Annotated in this window: 14 protein-coding genes; 9 read left to right on the top strand and 5 right to left on the bottom strand. The window is 66.7% G+C overall.

Going from position 1 to position 17,866, the window contains the following annotated elements:
* Nucleotides 1-17: 17 nt before the first annotated feature.
* Entirely contained in the window at nucleotides 18-1,064 is a 1,047-nt protein-coding gene (locus HCT51_RS17545) for an FUSC family protein (protein ID WP_166880766.1), read from the top strand.
* Between the two features lies 1 nt (nucleotide 1,065).
* Here the strand turns inward: HCT51_RS17545 and HCT51_RS17540 are convergent, their stop codons facing one another.
* The 4 genes from HCT51_RS17540 to HCT51_RS17525 all read right to left on the bottom strand — a co-directional run bounded on the left by HCT51_RS17540 (nucleotide 1,066) and on the right by HCT51_RS17525 (nucleotide 6,928).
* The gene (locus HCT51_RS17540) at nucleotides 1,066-2,058 is read right to left on the bottom strand and encodes an LLM class F420-dependent oxidoreductase (protein WP_166880768.1); all 993 of its coding nucleotides are present in this window, start codon (nucleotides 2,056-2,058) and stop codon (nucleotides 1,066-1,068) included.
* 24 nt (nucleotides 2,059-2,082) lie between these two features.
* Nucleotides 2,083-3,006, bottom strand: coding sequence for an NADP-dependent oxidoreductase (locus HCT51_RS17535; protein ID WP_166880770.1), 924 nt, complete (start codon nucleotides 3,004-3,006; stop codon nucleotides 2,083-2,085).
* Nucleotides 3,007-3,094: 88 nt separating this feature from the next.
* Entirely contained in the window at nucleotides 3,095-5,137 is a 2,043-nt protein-coding gene (gene acs / locus HCT51_RS17530; RefSeq protein ID WP_166880772.1) for an acetate--CoA ligase, read from the bottom strand.
* A 90-nt stretch (nucleotides 5,138-5,227) separates the two neighbouring features.
* On the bottom strand, nucleotides 5,228-6,928 hold the full coding sequence (locus HCT51_RS17525) for a long-chain-fatty-acid--CoA ligase (RefSeq protein ID WP_166880774.1): 1,701 nt from the start codon (nucleotides 6,926-6,928) through the stop codon (nucleotides 5,228-5,230).
* Nucleotides 6,929-7,059: 131 nt separating this feature from the next.
* Here HCT51_RS17525 and HCT51_RS17520 point away from each other — a divergent pair, with 131 nt between their 5' ends.
* The 4 genes from HCT51_RS17520 (at nucleotide 7,060) to HCT51_RS17505 (ending at nucleotide 11,223) form a co-directional block, all read left to right on the top strand.
* Nucleotides 7,060-8,466 carry an Nramp family divalent metal transporter gene (locus tag HCT51_RS17520; RefSeq protein WP_166880776.1) on the top strand — a complete coding sequence of 469 codons (1,407 nt, stop codon included), beginning with the start codon at nucleotides 7,060-7,062 and terminating at the stop codon, nucleotides 8,464-8,466.
* A 49-nt stretch (nucleotides 8,467-8,515) separates the two neighbouring features.
* Nucleotides 8,516-9,253, top strand: a complete 738-nt coding sequence (locus tag HCT51_RS17515) for a FadR/GntR family transcriptional regulator (protein ID WP_166880778.1) — start codon at nucleotides 8,516-8,518, stop codon at nucleotides 9,251-9,253.
* Between the two features lie 82 nt (nucleotides 9,254-9,335).
* Complete coding sequence (locus HCT51_RS17510) at nucleotides 9,336-10,352, top strand: L-idonate 5-dehydrogenase (RefSeq protein WP_166880781.1); 1,017 nt, start codon at nucleotides 9,336-9,338, stop codon at nucleotides 10,350-10,352.
* A gap of 100 nt (nucleotides 10,353-10,452) precedes the next feature.
* Complete coding sequence (locus HCT51_RS17505) at nucleotides 10,453-11,223, top strand: DNA alkylation repair protein (RefSeq protein ID WP_166880784.1); 771 nt, start codon at nucleotides 10,453-10,455, stop codon at nucleotides 11,221-11,223.
* Between the two features lie 28 nt (nucleotides 11,224-11,251).
* On the opposite strand, the gene HCT51_RS17500 is transcribed toward HCT51_RS17505, so the two are convergent.
* Nucleotides 11,252-12,301: a threonine aldolase family protein gene (locus HCT51_RS17500; RefSeq protein WP_224760571.1), complete on the bottom strand. Its 1,050-nt coding sequence runs from the start codon at nucleotides 12,299-12,301 to the stop codon at nucleotides 11,252-11,254.
* A 188-nt stretch (nucleotides 12,302-12,489) separates the two neighbouring features.
* Between HCT51_RS17500 and HCT51_RS17495 the strand changes: the two genes are divergently transcribed.
* The 4 genes from HCT51_RS17495 (at nucleotide 12,490) to HCT51_RS17480 (ending at nucleotide 17,822) form a co-directional block, all read left to right on the top strand.
* Nucleotides 12,490-13,947, top strand: a complete 1,458-nt coding sequence (locus HCT51_RS17495; RefSeq protein ID WP_224760570.1) for a glucose/sorbosone family PQQ-dependent dehydrogenase — start codon at nucleotides 12,490-12,492, stop codon at nucleotides 13,945-13,947.
* 167 nt (nucleotides 13,948-14,114) lie between these two features.
* Nucleotides 14,115-15,419, top strand: coding sequence for an ABC transporter substrate-binding protein (locus HCT51_RS17490; protein WP_166880788.1), 1,305 nt, complete (start codon nucleotides 14,115-14,117; stop codon nucleotides 15,417-15,419).
* Between the two features lie 172 nt (nucleotides 15,420-15,591).
* Nucleotides 15,592-16,536: a glycoside hydrolase family 5 protein gene (locus HCT51_RS17485; RefSeq protein WP_224760569.1), complete on the top strand. Its 945-nt coding sequence runs from the start codon at nucleotides 15,592-15,594 to the stop codon at nucleotides 16,534-16,536.
* Nucleotides 16,533-17,822, top strand: coding sequence for a purple acid phosphatase family protein (locus HCT51_RS17480; RefSeq protein ID WP_166880793.1), 1,290 nt, complete (start codon nucleotides 16,533-16,535; stop codon nucleotides 17,820-17,822). The genes HCT51_RS17485 and HCT51_RS17480 overlap by 4 nt, the downstream gene beginning before the upstream one ends.
* Nucleotides 17,823-17,866 lie beyond the last annotated feature (44 nt).

Below are 17,866 nucleotides of genomic sequence, written 5' to 3'. Positions count from 1 at the left end.
CCCCGCAAGGCGCACGGTTGGGCACGCGCCTGCGAGCCTGGCTACGCTCGCCAAGCGCGCAGACCACGCTGCTGATGGCGACGAAGTCCGCCATCGCGGCCGGTGTCGCCTGGGCGGTGGCCGGGCTGGTTCCCGGTGCCGCGGCGGAGTACCCGTATTACGCGCCGCTCGGGGCCATCATCTCGATGAACCCGACGATTGCGCGCTCCGCGAAGAATGGGCTGCAAACCATCCTCGGGCTGGCGGTGGGGGCGATCATCGCCGTCGGCATGATCGCGCTCGGCCGGCCGACACCGCTTACCGTCGGCCTGGCGGTGGGCCTGGCCGTGCTGCTGGCGAGCGCCCGCGTGTTCGGGGAGCAGCGCAGCTGGGTGCCCTCGGCGGCACTGTTCGTGCTGCTGCTCGGGTACTCCCAGGCAGAGGAGTACTCGTTCGCCTACATCCTGCAGATGCTGATCGGCGTGGTGATCGGGCTGCTCGTGAACTTCCTGTTCCCGCCGCTGTACCTCAGTGAGGGGCAACGCGCCCTGAAGGCCGGCAGGCAGGCGGCCGAGCGGCGGCTGCGGCAGCTGGCCGACCGGCTGGAAAGCGACGACGCCGAGTTGGATGACGACGGCGAGAAACTCCGGCAGGCGGTGGGCGCGGCACGGTCGATGGTGGCCTCGGCGGGAGAGAGTCGGCGAGGCAACCCGCGCGCTCGGCGACATCCCGGAGCCTTCGAAAACGAGCAGAAACAGTTGCGGGCACTGGAGCGGATCGCCCGGTGCATCGAGGAGATCGGCGACATCGCTGAGGGCGCCGCAGACGAACCGCGGGAGAGATACGCGCATACCGAGCTGCGGGGGCCGTTGGCCGCGGTCGCGCGCGACACCGCGGATGCCATCGAGGCCTGGAACAGCGGCAGCCTCACCGCCGAGCAGCTGGATGGCGCGGAGGCGGTGCTGTCCGAACTGGTCGAGACCATCGACGCCGCCGAGGAGCGCGGGGCGCCGGTGCGCGTGGCGATGACCGCCTCGACGATGCTGCAGCGGATCCGGCTGGTGCTGCGCGGCTTCGTCGACTGACTCAGCGCAGCGCGGGCATGACCTCGCGTTCGAACAGGTCGATGCTCGACCGGTCGTATGCGGCCTCGGGGAAGTAGTGGATCGCGTAGCCCAGACCGAGGTCCTTCAGCGCGGAGAGTCGCTCCGCGACCTGCTCCGGCGTGCCCACGCCGATCGCGGTGCCGCTGCGGTACTCATGCACGAACTCCGCCGCCTTGTCGGCACCCAGGTGCGGCGTGACCCGCGCCTCGATGGCGTCGATGCGCGCCGAGACATCAGCCGCAGATGTGCCGAGGATGGTGTTGTAGTTGGCGCTTCGCACGATCGAGCCGAAGTCGCGGCCGAGATTCGCGCAGTGCTGCTCCAGGATGCCGCTCTTGTGCGCGAACCCGATGGGGTCGCCCGAGAAGTTGGTGTAGTTGGCGTACTGGGCGGCGATCCGCAGGGTCACCTTCTCGCCACCACCGGCGATCCAAATCGGGATGCCGCCCGCTTGCAGCGGCAGCGGCCGCACAATCGCGTCATCCACCTGGTAGTGCTTGCCGTCGAGGCTGGCGCGGCCGGTGGTCCAGGCCTGTTTCATGATCTGGACGCCCTCGTCGAGGCGTGCCAGGCGCTCGCCGACTCCGGGAAAGCCGTAGCCGTACGCCCGCCACTCGTGCTCGTACCAGCCGGCGCCGATGCCCATCTCCACGCGCCCACCCGAGATGAGGTCGGCCGTTGCCGCCACCTTCGCGAGGTAGACCGGGTTGCGGTAGCTCATGCAGGTGCACATCTGGCCGAGCCGCACCCGGGAGGTGGTGGCGGCGAAGGCCGCCATCAGCGTCCATGCCTCGTGCGTGGCCTCGTCGGTGGCCACCGGCACGGTGTGGAAGTGGTCGTAGACCCAGATCGATTCCCACGGCCCGGCGTCGGCATGCCTGGCCAGGCCGCTCATCGCCGCCCACTGGTCGGCCGGATCGATTCCGACCAGATCATGACGCCAGCCCTGCGGAACAAACATGCCGAATCTCATGATTCGACCCTAAGGCCACCGGGTTCAGGCGACGATGATCACCCGTTTCTGAGCGTCCGTGTCCTCCTCGAACGCCCTCGCGGCATCCGTGAGTGGGTAGCTGGAACCGATCCGCTGCACGATGACGCCAGAGTTGGCCAGCACCGCCACCTGCTCGAGCAGCTCGCGGGTGGGCTGGGTGAGCTGGGATTTCGCCGTCACGCCGGCATCCGCCGCCCTCGCGGTGTCATGCTCGGTGCTCGTGCTCATCGACACCATTCGGCCGCCGCGCTTCAGCAGTACGTAGTACGGCACGGGGTCGAGTCCGGATGACGCGTCGTAGATCGCGTCGAGATCGCTGACTTCGGCGAGCCAGGTGTCGTCGGTGTAATCGAAGACGCGGTCGACGCCGAGCCCGATGAGGTAGCTCTCTTCGGAGGCCGCGGCGCTTCCGTACACGGTCGCGCCGCGGTCTTTCGCTACCTGCACGGCCACGCTGCCGACCGCGCCCGCGGCGCCGAGCACCAGGATGGTGGTGCCCTCGCCCACTTGCAGCGTGTTGATGGCCTCCACCGCACTGGTGGCGACCAGGGGGAGCGCGGCGACGTGCACATCGTCAAGGTCTTGCGGTGCCCGAGCGGTGAACTCTGCGGAGGCCACGGTGTAGTCCGCCAACGACCCGGTGCCGCCGAGCAGCGGCCCGGCTTGCCCGAACACCCGCTCGCCAGGCTGCAGGTGGGTGACGCCGGCGCCCACTTCCTCGACCGTGCCCACGAAATCGCCGCCCGCCGTGGCCGGAAGTTCGAGCGGCAGGTTCTCTTGCAGGTAGCCGTCGATCACGGCTTTGTCGATCTTGTTGATGCTGGCCGCGGCGACCTTCACGAGCACCTGTCCGTCACCGGGCGTGCTTCGGCCAGTGGCATCCGTCACGTCGATGGTGCCGTACTCGATGATCTGAACTGCGGTCATGGCGATTCTCCTTCGGCACTGAACCCGGGCAGCGAACCCGCTCAGTTCAATGTTCTGCTTTATGGGCAGGATCCGCGAGGGGTGCTTGTCAGGACGAGGCGACGATGTGCGCGATCCGCGCCGGCACGGTGTCGTCCTGCAGGCTGGTGACGTCACCGAGGACTCGTCCGTCGGCGATGTCACCGAGCAGCCGGCGCATGATCTTGCCGGAGCGGGTCTTCGGCAGGTCGGGCACCACGATGACATCGCGCGGCTTGGCGATCGGGCCGATGTGCTGCGCGACATGTGCGCGCAACTCGGCGAAGAACTGCGGGCGCAGGTCGTTCCAGTACGCCGGGTCATGCTCGGCGTGATCGGCGACGGCCGGGATCACGAACGCGGCGATCCCCTGCCCGGTGATGTCATCGTGCACGCCGACCACGCCGGCCTCGCCGACCAGCGGATGCGCCACCAGCGACGACTCGATCTCGATCGTCGACAGCCGGTGGCCGGACACGTTGATCACGTCGTCGACGCGACCGAGCACCCAGATGTCGCCGTCCTCGTCCCACTTCGCGCCGTCGCCCGAGAAGAAGTAGCCCTGCTTCCAGTACTTGGCCCAGTACGAGTCGCGGTAGCGCTCGGGGTTGCCCCACACGGTACGGGCAAGCCCCGGTCCGGGCCGGTCGACCACCAGGTAGCCGCCCTGACCGTATGGCACGGTCTCGCCGGCTTCGTCGACGATGCGGGTGCCGACGCCGGGCAGCGCCCGGTTGGCGGAGCCCGGCTTCAGCGTGGAGACGCCCGGCAGCGGGGCCATGATCGCCGCTCCGGTCTCCGACTGCCACCAGGTGTCCACGATCGGCGCCTCGCCGCGGCCGATCGTCTCGTGGAACCAGACCCACGCCTCAGGGTTGATCGCCTCGCCGACGGTGCCGAGAAGGCGGATCGATGACAGGTCGTACTCGGCCGGCGCACCCTCCGGGAACCAGGTCATCAGCGTGCGGATCAGGGTCGGCGCGGTGTAGTACGTGGTGACGCCGTAGCGTTCGATGATCTCGAAGTGCCGCGCCCGGTGTGGGGTGTTCGGGGTGCCCTCGTAGATCACCTGGGTGAGCCCGTTCGAGAGCGGCCCGTAGATCTCGTAGGTGTGCGCGGTTACCCAGGCGAGGTCGGCGGTGCACCAATGCACGTCGTCCGGTTTGGCGTCGAAGACCGCCCAGTGCGTGAAGTTCGCCTGGGTGAGGTAGCCGCCGCTGGTGTGCACCAGGCCCTTTGGCTTGCCGGTCGTTCCGGAGGTGTAGATGATGAACAGCGGCGTCTCGGCGTCGAAGTATTCCGCTTGGTGCATATCGGATGCCGTGTCGACACTGTCGTGCCACCAGACGTCGCGGCCCTCGGTCCAGGGGATGTCGGAGCCGGTGCGCTTCACCACGAGTACGTGCTCGATGCTCGGCACGTCGGCGACCGCGGCATCCGCGTTTTCCTTGACCGCGACGGCGCCGCCGCGACGGTACTGGCCGTCGGTGGTGATCAGCAGTTTCGCCTCGGTGTCCTCGACCCGGAAGCGCAGCGCCTCGGCGCTGAATCCGCCGAACACCAGGGAGTGGATTGCTCCGATGCGGGCCACCGCGAGGGTGGCGATCACGGTTTCGGGGATCACCGGCAGGTAGATGACGACCCGGTCGCCCTTGACGATGCCGAGGTCGGTGAGTGTGTTCGTGGCCTTGGCCACCTCGCGCTCGAGTTCGGCATAGGTGATGGCTCGGCGGTCACCTGGTTCGCCCTCGAAATACAGGGCAACCTTGTCGCCGTTGCCGGCGCGCACGTGCCGGTCGACGCAGTTGACGGCCACGTTCAGGGTGCCGCCGGCGAACCATTCCGCTTTCGGAATACTTAGCGCGCCGTCGGCGTCCCCGTCGGTTGAGCCGGTCGAAACCACCGGCTCCCACGTGTGCGCGGTGTGCCAGGGAGTGTTCCATTCGAGCCGGCGGGCCTGTTCCTCCCAGAACGCGACCGGGTCGGCATCCGCCTTCGCCCACCACGACGCATCCACGTTCGCCTGCGCGGCGAACGGCGCGGGCGCCGGGTAGCTGCGGGTCTCAGCCAGCAGGTTCGCGATCGTCGGGTTCGTCACCACTGCATCAGGCATGCCAACACGCTATGCCGCCGCGCTCAGCCGTTCTAATCGAGGCGTAACGCGGGGCAACAGTCGCCGCCGCTCAGAGCAGAGCAGAGCAGCTCAGCGCTTCAGCAGCTGCTCCCGCACCTCGCGCCGCAGCACCTTGCCGATCAGCGAGCGCGGCAACACGTCGAGCTGCACGATCGTCTTCGGCACCTTGTATGCCGCGAGCCGTCCTCGGCAGTGCTCGCGCACCGCCTCGACGTCCAGGGTGGCGCCGTCTGCGAGCACCACGGCGGCCGCGACATCCTCGCCGCCGTGCTGATTGGGCATCGCCACGGCGGCCGCGTCGATGACGTCGGGGTGTGAGAGCAGGGCCTCGTCGACCTCGCTCGGCGATACGTTGAACCCGCCGCTGATGATCAGCTCCTTGAGGCGGTCAACCACGGTGACGAACCCGTCGACCGAGACCCGCACCATGTCGCCGGTGCGCAACCAGCCGTCCGGCAGCAGGGTCGCGGCGGTGTCGTTCGGGCGTTTCCAGTAGCCGAGGAACACCTGAGGGCCGCGCACCAGCAGTTCGCCTTCCTCCTCGAAGCCGCGATCGACGGTGGGGTTCTCGGGGTCGACGACCCGCATCTCAGTGCTCGGAAACGGCACCCCGACGGTGCCCGGCCGTCGGCTCGGGCCGACCGGGTTGCCAAGCGCGATCGGTGACGCCTCGGTCATTCCGTAACCCTCGACCAGCAGGCCGCCGGTCGCTTTCTCCCAGCGCTCGACGGTGGCGACCGGCAGGCTCATCGCGCCGGAGACGCCGAAACGGATGCCGCGGAGGCTGACGTGCCGCGCGGCCGCGGCCCGCTCGAGGCGGTCGTAGATCGGCGGAACTGCCGGCAGGAAGGTGGGCGGGATGCGCTTGATGGCATCGAGCATGAGGGTCTCGTCGAACTTCGGCAGCAGCACCAGGCGTGCGCCGACGCTCATCGCGAAGGTCAGGCAGAGCGTGAGTCCGAAGGCGTGGAACATCGGCAGCACCGCGTAGAACACCTCGCGCCCCTTGCGCAGGCCCGGGAGCCACGCCTCTCCTTGCAGCGCGTTGGCGCGCAGGTTGCGGTGGGTGAGGATGGCGCCCTTCGGCGCCCCGGTGGTGCCGCTGGTGTACTGCAGCACGGCGACGTCGTCGACGCGCGGGCGTGGGTGGGAGCGGCGTAGCGGCCGGGATTCCGCGATCGTGCTCCACGGGATGACGCCGGGGCTGAGGCGGCCGGCGGTTAACTGGGCGCGGGATTCCCGTGCCTTCCGCACCGGCAGGCGCAGCGCCATCCGCATGCCGAGCTTCATTCCCCGGGTGATGTCGACGCCGATCACCGTGTTGACGCCGAGGTCGCCGGGAAAATCGAGCACGGTGTCGGCGATCTTGTCCCAGACGATCGCGGTGCGGGCGCCGTGGTCTTCGAACTGGTGGCGCAATTCACGCTCGGTGTAGAGCGGGTTGTGCTCGACGACGATCGCACCGAGCCGCAACACGGCGTAGAACGCGACGATGTGCTGCGGCGAGTTCGGTAGCACGATGGCCACCCGGTCGCCGCGCTGCACGCCCAGCCGTCGCAGCCCTTCGGCGGCGCGGTTGATCTGCTCGCCGAGCTCGCCGTAGCGGGTGGTGGCGCCGAAGAAGTCGAGGGCGACCTTGTTCTTATAGCGACGCACCGAGGCTTCCATCGCGTCGACGAGCGTGTCCGTGGGCGGTGCGATTTCGCTCGGCACGCCCTTCGCATAGGCACTCAACCAGGGCTTCGTCGCAAAAACGCTCACATTTTCCATCTTGCTCCCTGTTCGCTGGGAGCCTGCTGGCGATCGGGTGTGTGCCGGGTGAATTGGCAACCTATCTGACTGGCTGCTAGGTTTTCTGACGCGTCGACGGAGCCCGGCGCCATTTGGCGAGGAGGCCATTCATGACGACATCTCACACCTTGACCGCAGGGACAACCCTTCGACGTTCCGACCCATATGTGGTCGACGGAACCCAGATCAAAGAACCGCCGACGACCCTGCGCGGCCGGTTCCGTTTCCTCGGCCCCGGCATGATCACGTCGGCGGCTGTGGTCGGCTCCGGCGAGCTCCTCACGGCCACCGCTCTCGGTGCCCAGGCCGGCTTCATGCTCTTCTGGCTGGTCTTCGTCTCGACCTTCGTCAAGGTCTGGGTGCAGATCGAGCTGGCACGGTGGACGATCTCCACCGGCCGTGTCGCCATCGCGGGCTACGACGACGTTCCGCCCCGACTGGGTAAGCGCGGCTGGATGGCCTGGCTTGTCCTGCTGATGTTCGTGCAGTTCCTGACCAGCCAGGCGGGCGTGATCAGCGCCGCGGCGTTCGCCTTCAGCACGCTGTTCCCGATCGGCGGCGAGCCGTACTCGCTGCTTTCGATCGGCACCTGGGTTGCGATTCTCGCCGTCGCCGCAATCCTCATTCACATCGCGAACAAGTACCTCATCGTGGAGCGCGTGTCGACGGTGCTCGTCTTCGTCGTGACCGCGTTCGCGGTCGCCATGGTGTTCATCATCCAGGGCACGGAATTTGCCTGGACGGGTGCAGACCTCGCCGAGGGCTTCCAGTTCCAGATCGCCATCGGTGCCATGGGCATCGCCCTCTCCATGTTCGGACTCACCGGAATCGGTGCCGGAGAGACCACGGCGTACACCTACTGGTGCGTGGAAAAGGGATACGCGGCATGGACCGGTCCCCGCGACGACTCCGCCGACTGGGCGCGCCGGGCCCGCGGCTGGATCTCGGTGATGAAGGTTGACGCCTGGGTCTCCTGGGTCATCTACACGATCAGCACCGCCGCCTTCTACATGCTGGGCGCTGCTGTCCTCCACCCGCAGGGCATCGTGCCGGCTGGAACCGAAGTGATGACGACCCTGTCCAGCATCTTCGAGACGGGCGTCGGAGCCTGGGGTGCAGTCATCTTCCTGCTCGGTGCCGGCCTGGCATTGTTCAAGACCATCGTCGCGAACGTTCCGAGCCTCGGCCGTCAGATCGGCAACACCCTCGCCATCTTCGGCGCCTTCGACTGGTTCGACCAGGTCAAGCGGGACCGCTGGATGCGCTGGATCATGATCATCCTCCCCCTGGTCTGGGGCGCATTCGGCACGATCGTCTCCTCGCCGCTGCCGCTCGTGATCTTCGCGGGTGTGCTCAACGCGATCTTCCTGATCGGCGTGGCCATCGCGACGGTGTACTTGTCGCGCACTCAGACGGACCCGCGCGTGAAGGACGGCAAGGCGACGACGGTGATGCTGTTCGTCTCCGCGGCATCCATCACCTTCGTGGGCGTCGTCGGATTGATCAACACCTTCTAACCGGGTATTCGCGGCAGATCGGCGACCGGTGCTTAGTACGCTTGCAAACGTGTCGACCGATCTCATGCGCGAACCCCTGACCGCCCAGGTGCACCGCGCAATCATCAGCTACATCGATCAAGCGCGGCTAGCGCCTGGCGATGCCCTGCCATCAACCGCAGCGCTCAGCGAGCGATTCAACGTCTCCCGCCCCGTCATCCGGGAGGCGCTGAGCGCGCTGGCGGCCCTGGGACTGATCGAACTGTCGAACGGCCGCAACGCGGTCGTTCGACGGCTCGATTCGCATCTGGTCGCACTGTTTCTCTCTCGAGCGATCCGCACCTCGGCCGAACCGCTCACGACGCTGATGGAACTGCGCGCGCCGCTCGAGATCGAGGCGGCTCTGCTCGCGGCGAGCAAATCGACAGCGTCCCAGCGGGAGGATCTCGTGTCGCTCGAGAAGGCGATGCGAGATGCGATGGGCGACGCGAAGGCCTATATCGAGCTGGACCTCGAGCTGCATAGGCAAATTGCCGTAATCAGTGCGAATCCGGCCCTACTCGGCGTCACGGAGGCCGTTCGCGGTCTCGTGTTCGAATCCATGATCCGGCTGCGTGCCCACCGCGAGGCAGAGGGCCTGGTCGGGGAGGAGCACGCCGAGCATGCGCGCATCGTCGAGGCGATCGTGGCAGGCGAGCCGGATGTCGCGGCCGAGGCGATGCGCGTGCACATGGACAGGACGGCACAGTTGGTGCACGCGGTCGAAGCGGAGACCGCATCCCACATGCTCAGGCAACCTGTCATATAGGCATATAGGGTCTGCTACGCTGACGTAAGCACCGATGTCGTTCTGCGTCGGTTCTGGTACCGATGCTGGAAGGCAGCCCGAAATGCGCGTCCTCGAACTCCATGCGGCAGGCGATCTCCGCCTCTCCGACCGTCCCTCCCCCACGGTCGGCCCCGAGGATGTCGTGATCCGCGTGGCCTGGGCTGGAATCTGCGGCTCAGACACGTCCTACTGGAAGTCCGGCCGATCGGGAAGCGCGGTGCAGCAGCATCCGTTCGTCCTCGGTCACGAACTGTCGGGCACCGTCATCGCGGTCGGCGAGTCCGTTACCTCGGTCAGCCCGGGCACGGCCGTGACCGTGTACCCCGCGTCGACGACGGGTCCCCTGCCTGAACGCCTCGCCGGACGGGACAACCTGCACCCGCACCTGTCCTACCTCGGGTCAGCGGCCGTGTCGCCGCACCGCGATGGGGCGTTCGCGGATGAGATCGCGGTTCACGAGAGCCAGGTGCGGCTCATTCCCACCGGTCTGAGCAAGCGCAGAGCCGCACTCGCGGAGCCTTTCGCCGTGGCGCTGCACGCTGTCTCGCGCGCCGGCGACGTCGCAGGCAAGAGCGTCCTGGTCAGCGGATGCGGACCGGTCGGCGCCCTCGCCATCATTGCCCTCCGAGCCGCGGGAGCCGCCCACATCACCGCGATCGACCCCGCCCAGTCGGCACGCGAACGGGCACTCAAGGTCGGGGCCGACGACGTGCTCGACGTTGGTCAGCCCGTTCCGGGTGAGCACACCATCGCCATCGAAGCGTCAGGCGCGGGGGCATCGCTCGCCCATCTGATCAAGACGGTCGCCATCGGCGGCACCATCGTTCAGGTCGGCAATCTCCCCCTCGATCCCATTTCGCTGCCGATGGGTCTTCTGGTGAGCCGCGAGCTCGATCTGCGCGGCTCGTTCCGCTTCGCCGACGAGATGGACCGCGCGCTCACCGTGCTGGCCGAGACCCCCGCCGCCGATGAGCTCATCACTCACGCGTTCCCGGTGGACCGCGCCTCGGAAGCCTTCGCCATGGCAACGAATGGCGAGGCCAGCTGCAAGGTGCTGCTCGAGTTCGACGGATCGTAACGCGGCACTCGCCGAACAGCGCGGGGTTTCTCACTCAATGCGGCGCTACATAGCCCTGCGCGGTGTGAGAAACACCGCGCGGTTCAACTAGGGTTCCGGCATGGCCGCTGACACCGACCCGCCGCTCACGTCGATCGCGCTCGCCGCGGCGCTCGCCGCGGCGCTCGACGCGGCCGGCAACCCCGAGGATGCCGCGTTCCTGCAGCGCTTCTTCAAGACCGGGCCAGGCCAATACGGCGAGGGCGATGTCTTCGTCGGCGTACGGGTTCCGGCCACTCGGGCGCTGGTGACGCGATTCGAGCGGATGCCGCTGGCCGAGGCATCCGCCCTGCTGCACAGCCCCGTGCACGAGCACCGGCTGGCGGCCTTGATGGTGATGGTGGCGCAGTTCCGGCGCGAGAGCCGGCCGCGCTCGCGCGACGAGCACGCCCGAGCCGAGCTGCACAACTCCTATCTGCAGGCGCTGCGGGCCGGGCGGGTGAACAACTGGGACCTGATCGACTCGTCCGCCCCAGACCTGATCGGCGAGTACCTGCGCGACCCGCCGCTGTCGCTGGTGCTGCTCGACCAGCTGGCGGAGAGCGACTCCCTCTGGCAGCGCCGGGCCGCGGTCCTCGCCACCTTCGCCTTCATCAAGGCCGGCGACGCCGCCCCGACGCTGCGTCTCGCGACCCGGCTGCTCGACGATCGCGAAGACCTGATGCACAAGGCGGTCGGCTGGATGCTGCGCGAGGTCGGCAAGAAGGTGGATCGCGCGGTGCTCACCGGATTCCTCGACGAGCACGCGTCACGGATGCCGCGGACCATGCTGAGCTACGCCACCGAGCACCTCAGCCCTGAGCAACGCGCCCACTACCGGGCGCTGCGCTGAAACCGGCGACCGGCCGGCAAGCACTACTTCAGCGCGCCAGCTCCTCGCGGATCGCCGCAGCGAACGCGTCGATATCGGCCTCCGTGGTGTCGAACGAGCACATCCAGCGCACCTCTCCGGTGGCCGGGTTCCAGTCGTAGAAGCGGAACTTCTCGCGCAGCCGGTCGGCAACCCTGGGCGGCAGCACCGCAAACACCGCGTTCGACTGGGTGGGCTGGGTGAAGCCGAGCCCGTCGATGCCCTCGACCGCCGCCCGCAGCCGGGTCGCCATCGCGTTGGCATGTCCGGCCGAGCGCAGGTACAGGTCATCCGTCAGCAACGCGATCAGCTGCGCCGACACGAACCGCATCTTCGACGCCAGCTGCATCGACAGCTTGCGCAGGAAAATCATGCCGACGGATGCCGCGGGGTTCAGCACCACGACCGCCTCGCCGTACAGCACACCGTTCTTGGTGCCGCCGAAGCTCAGAATGTCGACGCCCGCGTCGGTGGTGAAATCGCGGAGCGGCACCCCGAGCGCCGCCGCCGCGTTGGAGATGCGGGCACCGTCCATGTGCAGCGCCATCCCGTGGGAGTGCGCGTGCTCGGCGATCGCACGGATCTCGTCCACCGAATACAGCGTGCCGAGTTCGGTGGTCTGGGTGATGCTGACCGCGAGCGGCTGCGCGCGGTGCTCGTCGCCCCACCCCCAGGCCTCCAGGTCGATCAGGTCGGGGGTGAGCTTGCCGTCCGGGGTGTCGACGGTCAGCAGCTTCAGCCCGCTCACCCGCTCGGGGGCGCCGTTCTCGTCGGTGTTGATGTGCGCGGTCTTCGCGGCGATCACGGCACCCCAACGTGGCAGCAGGCTGGTCAGCGCGGTGACGTTCGCGCCGGTGCCGTTGAACACCGGGTAGGTCTCGGTCTGCTCGCCGAAGTGCTCGCGCATCAGCTCCTGCAGCCGGGCCGTGTACACGTCTTCGCCATAGGCGACCTGGTGGCCGCCGTTGGCCTCGGCGATCGCGGCGAGCACCTCGGGGTGGGCGCCGGCGTAGTTGTCCGAGGCGAAGCCGCGGCGGTCGGTGTCGTGGAGTTGAGTCACTCGACCATTCTGTCCCCTCGCGCAATCGTCGTGTCTGTTGACCGCGCCGAGTGGCGGGCGTAACGTCGCCGCCGTAATAGCGCGGTCGGGCCGGGCACGCTGCCCCAGTTCCCCGCATCGCACGGCGACCCGAACGCCGGATCTCATATCCATACCGCCTTTTGGCAATCCTTCGGGAGACACGAACAATGAAGCTCCATAAAAAGGGCATCGTCGCCCTGTCCATTCCCCTAGCGATTCCCCTGACGTTGGGGATGGCGATCCCCGCGACCGCAGCAGGGGAGCAGCAAGGCAGCGATGAGCCGGCCGCCAGCTCAGATGACTTCTCCTCCGAGGTCCTGACGACTGGCCTCAATAATCCTTTCGAGATCATCTACGGACCAGACGGCTGGCTCTGGGTCACCGAGAGAAACGCCGGCAAGGTCACCAAGGTGAACCCCGCCGACGGGTCCACGAAGACGATCCTCACCATTCCCGAGGTCGTGGCGACACCCGGCGAGCAAGACGGCCTGCTTGGCATGGCACTGCACCCCGATCTGCTGAACGGGGATGACAGCAGTTATGTGTACCTCTCGTACACCTACGACGGTGACCCGGGCGAGGCGCTGGACCGCCGGCAGAAGCTGGTGCGCTACAGCTACGACCAGGACAGTGACACGCTGGGCGACCCGACCGACCTGATCAGCGGGCTGATCGCGAGCGACGATCACAACTCCGGTCGGCTGCTGTACGGCCCCGACGACAGGCTCTATTACACGATCGGCGACCGCGGAAACAACCAGGACTCGAACGCCTGCCGGCCGAACCTGGCTCAACGGCTGCCCACAGCAGACGAGATCGGAGCCAGCGACTGGACCGCCTATCAGGGCAAGTCGCTGCGCCTCAACCTCGACGGGTCGATCCCCGACGACAACCCCGAACTAAACGGCGTCGTCAGCCACATCTACACCTACGGGCACCGCAACGCGCAGGGAATCGTCTTCGCGTCCAACGACCTGCTGTACTCATCAGAACAGGGGCCGAAGAGTGACGACGAGCTGAACCTCCTGCAGGCAGGCGGCAACTACGGCTGGCCCTACGTCGCTGGATACAAGGACAACAGCGGTTACGTCTTCGGCGACTGGTCGGCAGCGCCCGGCTGCGGCACCACCGTGCCGTACGACGCCTTCGTGATTCCGGATGTCGTGCCGCAGTACATCGAGTCCGACTTCAACGACCCGGCATTCGTGCAGCCGCTGCGAACCTATTACACGGTTCCATCGACGCACGATTTCTCGGGTGAAGCGTGCGAGCCGTCCGGGCTGTTCTTCATCTGCTACCCGACGATCGCACCGTCGAGCCTGGACTTCTACGCGCAGAACGCCATCCCGGGATGGGAGAACTCGTTCCTGATGCCGACGCTGAAGGACGGGCAGGTCTACCGCGTGGAGCTCGCCGCTGACGGCCAGTCGGTCGGAGACAGCGAGCCGCTGTGGCGCAGCGTGAACCGGTACCGGGACACCGCCATCCACCCCGACGGAACCACCGTCTACGTGGCCACCGACACCGGCGGCCTTGCCCGCGGCACCAACGGCGACTCGACCGACCAGCTGGAGAACCCCGGTTCCATCCTCGTGTTCCACTACGACGGGACGGTCGGCGACTAGCCTGACGAACAGGAGCAAAGAACCCCGGGAGCATGCTCCCGGGGTTCTTTGCTGTCGAGGGCAGGGGGTCTCTCGGGAAGCCAAACTGGATCGTTGACACCAACGCGGTCTGGCTGTCATCCTGTCATACCAGGCGCAACACACATTTCGACTGAATTGAGGTTTCAATGGTGAAATCAATCAGGATCACGGCAGCTGTGGCGGTAGCAGGTCTACTGGCACTGGCGGGCTGTTCCGCGAGTGAACCAACCAGCAGCGGCGAGGACGTCACACTCGAGTTCTGGACACAGATCTATGGCGACCCGGCCGAATGGCGCACCACGGTCGAAGGGCTCGCGGCGGACTTCGAAGAGAAGACCGGCACGGCGGTGGAGGTCGAGTTCATCGACTTCGCCCAGTCGCGTGATCGCTGGCTCCTCGTCGCCCAGGGCGCAGACGCCCCCGACGTCGGCGACATGTATCAGCTGCACACGAACGTGCAACTGGGCGGTGGCAAGGCCGGCCCGATGCCTATCTCAGACTTTAAGGACGACTACTGGCCCGATCTGGAGGAGCGGTTCGCCAAACCCCTGCTGGGTGATGCTCAGTGGGATGGCGAGTTCTACGGCATTCCCTGGCGGGCCGATCCACGGGCCATGCTCTACCGCACAGATCTCCTTGAAGCGGCTGGCTTCACAGAGCCACCGGCGACCTGGGACGAGGTTCGCGAGTACGCAGCTGAGCTGACCGACGAGGGCGCACAGCAGTGGGGCTTTACGTTCGGCAGTGTTGACGTCGTGCAGGGGCTCATCCCGGCGCTGTGGCAGGCCGGCGGCGAATACATGACACCGGACGGGAAGACCGCGACGCTGGATACGCCTGAGATGCGTGAGGCACTCGAATGGATGGCCTCATTGGCCGAGGACGGTTCGGTGCCGCCCGACTTCATGGATCCGAACTATGACGCCATGACCGACTTCCGCACCGGCCGAGTGGCCATGATCGCTCAGGCCACGTCTTCCGACTTTGACTCATTGACCCGAGACAACCCCGAACTGGAGGGCAAATGGGCTGCAGCGCCACCGCCGGCTGGGTCGGCTGGCTCCGCTGCGTACACGGGCGCCGGTTACTGGGGTGTGCTCCAAGGCACGGAACATCCCGACGAGGCAGCAGAGTTCATCGCCTTCCTGAGCGAAGACGAAAACATGCAGGTGATCTCCGAGGTGAGCGGTGCCATGAGCACGAACCTGAGTGTCACGCAGTCCGAATTCTGGACATCCGAGGACTATCAGGCGGTGCTCGGCACCGTGCTTGCTGAGGAAGCGCATTCGTCTCAGGCTCCGTCGCCGTTCTGGACGATCATTCGGGATGAGAAGCCCGGCGGGGTGCTGTGGGACCTGTTCGCAGCGGTCGTCGTCTCCGGAGCCGACATCGATACTGCGCTCGCCGATGCGCAGGTCAAGATGCAGGAGGTTCTCGACCGAGGGCAGTAACAGCCAAGACGCATATCGAAACCGTAAGTCACGACACGAAAAGAGCGAGAGACAATTGGGCAGCACACGAGTTTCCATCGTCGGACAGCAGTTCCTCATCAATGGCAAACCCACGTATCGGGGTCAGGGGTTTGAGGACACGAGTATCGAAGGACTCCTCTTCAACTCGAGAATGGTTCAGGCCATCTTCGATGACGAGAATCCCGAGACGCGCGCCCGGTGGGCCTACCCCGACACCGGGACCTGGGACCCTGACCGGAATACGAACGAGTTCCTCGCGTTGCTGCCCACCTGGCGGTCGTTCGGGTTGCTCGGGCTCACGCTGAACCTGCAGTGCGGAAATCCTGTGCGCGGCCGCGGGGCCGACGGCGTCGTGCCCGTCCAGCAACCGTGGAAGGTGTCTGCCTACGAGGCTGATGGATCGCTCAAACCAGAGTGGATGCGGCGCCTCAAGCTCGTGCTGGATGCGGCCGATCAGTACGGCATGGTGGTGATCCTCGGCCTGTTCTACTTCGGCCAGGATCACCACCTCGCCGACGAGGCGGCCGTGGTCCGCGCCACCGAGAACGTCATCCGCTGGCTGGACGAGAACGACGTGACGAACGTCGTGATCGAAGTCGCCAACGAGTGCAACGTGCCGCGCTACAGTCACGACATCCTGACCCCGGACCGCATTCCTGAGCTGATCGCCCGGGTGCGCGAGCTCACGGATCGGCCGGTTTCGGCGAGCTACGGGGCGATGCCCGACGACTACCTGCCAGCGGCGGAACTGGTCGGGGCGATGGACTTCGTCCTGCTGCATGCCAACGGGCTCGACGACCCGGGGATCATCGCCGAGATGGTGCGCGACGTACGCATGAAGGCGCACCGGACGGGCGGCGGCAAGCCGATCGTCTTCAACGAGGACAACCACTTCGATTTCTTCAAGCCCACCAACAACTTCCTCGCGGCGACCGAGAACTACGCCTCCTGGGGCTTCTTCGATCCAGGTGACGCCAACGACTACAACGACGGCTACCAGTGTCCGCCCGTGCAGTGGGGCCTCACGACCCCGCGCAAGCGCTCCTTCTTCTATGAACTGGGGCGGATGACCGGAGCGGTGAGAGGACGAGCATGACCGATACGACGAAGGAACCTCGAGTGATGAACAGGGCCGACTTCCGCGACGACTTCGCGGACCGCAACGAGGTGCACCTGTCATGGGTGGGCGACAGCGCCACCACGATGAACGTCGTGTGGAAGACGCCGGATGCCGCCACGGCACTCGGTGCCCGCATTCGCGAAACCGGGGCCGCTGAGTGGCAGCCCGTCAACTCGACGGTGCGGACGGTGGTGGAGACCGGCGCCGTTCGCGAGGCGGCATTCACCGGGCTGAAGCCCCAAGGCGGCTACGAGTACTCGGTCGAGATTGCGGCAGGGGCGTGGACCGAGGCGCGCGAATTCGCCACGGCAGCGCCCGCACTGCAACGTTTCGCGTTCAACGTCGCCTTCGTCGCCGACACCGGCCTCGTCGGGCGCCGCGACGGACTGACCAACGGCACCGCTCGGGTAATCCAGAGCATCGCCGACTACCGGCCACTCGTCACCCTCGAGGGCGGGGACTTCGCCTATTACGACACCGACCGCCGGTTCGAATACCTCGAGGATGCGATCGACTACTTCTTCAACCAGATGGAGCCTGCCTTCTCGGTGGCTCCGGTCCAGCCCACCTGGGGCAACCACGAACTGATGCCGTTCTTACAAGAGCGGATCGAACCGTGGCTCGACCGCTTCGCAACGCCCGACGGCCGCGACGACATTCACTGCTACTCGTTCGATGTAGGGCACGTGCACTTCGTGGCGCTGTCCGCGTGGGAGATGTGGGAGGCCATTCCCCAGGCGCGAATCGATTGGATGATCGCCGATATCGAAGACGCACAGCGTCGCGGTTTCGAGTGGGTCATCCCGTATATGCACGTCGCTCCGTTCGCCGACGGCACCAATCATCCGTCCAACCTGGAGTTGCGCGCGCAACTCGGTCCAGTCTTCGAGAGGCTCGGCATCCGAGTTGTGCTCACCACCCACGACCAGGCTTACGAACGCACGTTCCCCCTGCGGGATGTCCCAGCCACGAACACGCCGACGACACAGGCGCTAAGCGGCTATGGCGAGGGCGAGGGAACCGTCTGGGTGAAGGTGAGTCCTGGCGGGAAGATGAGCAACATCAACAAGTCCTTCTCCACGTTCGCCAACGAGACAGCGCCCGCGTGGACTGCGGTTCGCAGCCGGACCCATCACTGCTGGGCCAAGCTCGAGTTTGCGGATGACGGCAGCCTGACCATCCGGATCGCGGGAATTTCCGGCGACCCGGCCGAGGAGGAGGTGGTCCTCGATGAGCTCAAGCTCTTTGCAGCTGGCTCCTGACAAGCTAGCTCCCGAGACCCCCGCCGCGCCGGCGCGGCGATCGA

Origin of the sequence: Salinibacterium sp. ZJ450 (assembly GCF_011751885.2) — a bacterium.
GTDB lineage: Bacteria > Actinomycetota > Actinomycetes > Actinomycetales > Microbacteriaceae > Ruicaihuangia.
Note: the sequence above shows the minus strand (reverse complement) of the source record. Positions and strands in the feature narration are given on the sequence as shown.

Excerpts from the sequence above, each read along its gene's own strand:
- HCT51_RS17510 (WP_166880781.1), top strand. The coding sequence starts at position 9,336 with ATGCGCGTCCTCGAACTCCATGCGGCAGGCGATCTCCGCCTCTCCGAC.
- HCT51_RS17480 (WP_166880793.1), top strand. The coding sequence starts at position 16,533 with ATGACCGATACGACGAAGGAACCTCGAGTGATGAACAGGGCCGACTTC.
- HCT51_RS17525 (WP_166880774.1), bottom strand. The coding sequence starts at position 6,928 with ATGGAAAATGTGAGCGTTTTTGCGACGAAGCCCTGGTTGAGTGCCTAT.
- HCT51_RS17505 (WP_166880784.1), top strand. The coding sequence starts at position 10,453 with ATGGCCGCTGACACCGACCCGCCGCTCACGTCGATCGCGCTCGCCGCG.
- HCT51_RS17485 (WP_224760569.1), top strand. The coding sequence starts at position 15,592 with ATGGTTCAGGCCATCTTCGATGACGAGAATCCCGAGACGCGCGCCCGG.
- HCT51_RS17490 (WP_166880788.1), top strand. The coding sequence starts at position 14,115 with ATGGTGAAATCAATCAGGATCACGGCAGCTGTGGCGGTAGCAGGTCTA.
- HCT51_RS17495 (WP_224760570.1), top strand. The coding sequence starts at position 12,490 with ATGAAGCTCCATAAAAAGGGCATCGTCGCCCTGTCCATTCCCCTAGCG.
- HCT51_RS17540 (WP_166880768.1), bottom strand. The coding sequence starts at position 2,058 with ATGAGATTCGGCATGTTTGTTCCGCAGGGCTGGCGTCATGATCTGGTC.
- HCT51_RS17535 (WP_166880770.1), bottom strand. The coding sequence starts at position 3,006 with ATGACCGCAGTTCAGATCATCGAGTACGGCACCATCGACGTGACGGAT.
- acs (WP_166880772.1), bottom strand. The coding sequence starts at position 5,137 with ATGCCTGATGCAGTGGTGACGAACCCGACGATCGCGAACCTGCTGGCT.
- HCT51_RS17520 (WP_166880776.1), top strand. The coding sequence starts at position 7,060 with ATGACGACATCTCACACCTTGACCGCAGGGACAACCCTTCGACGTTCC.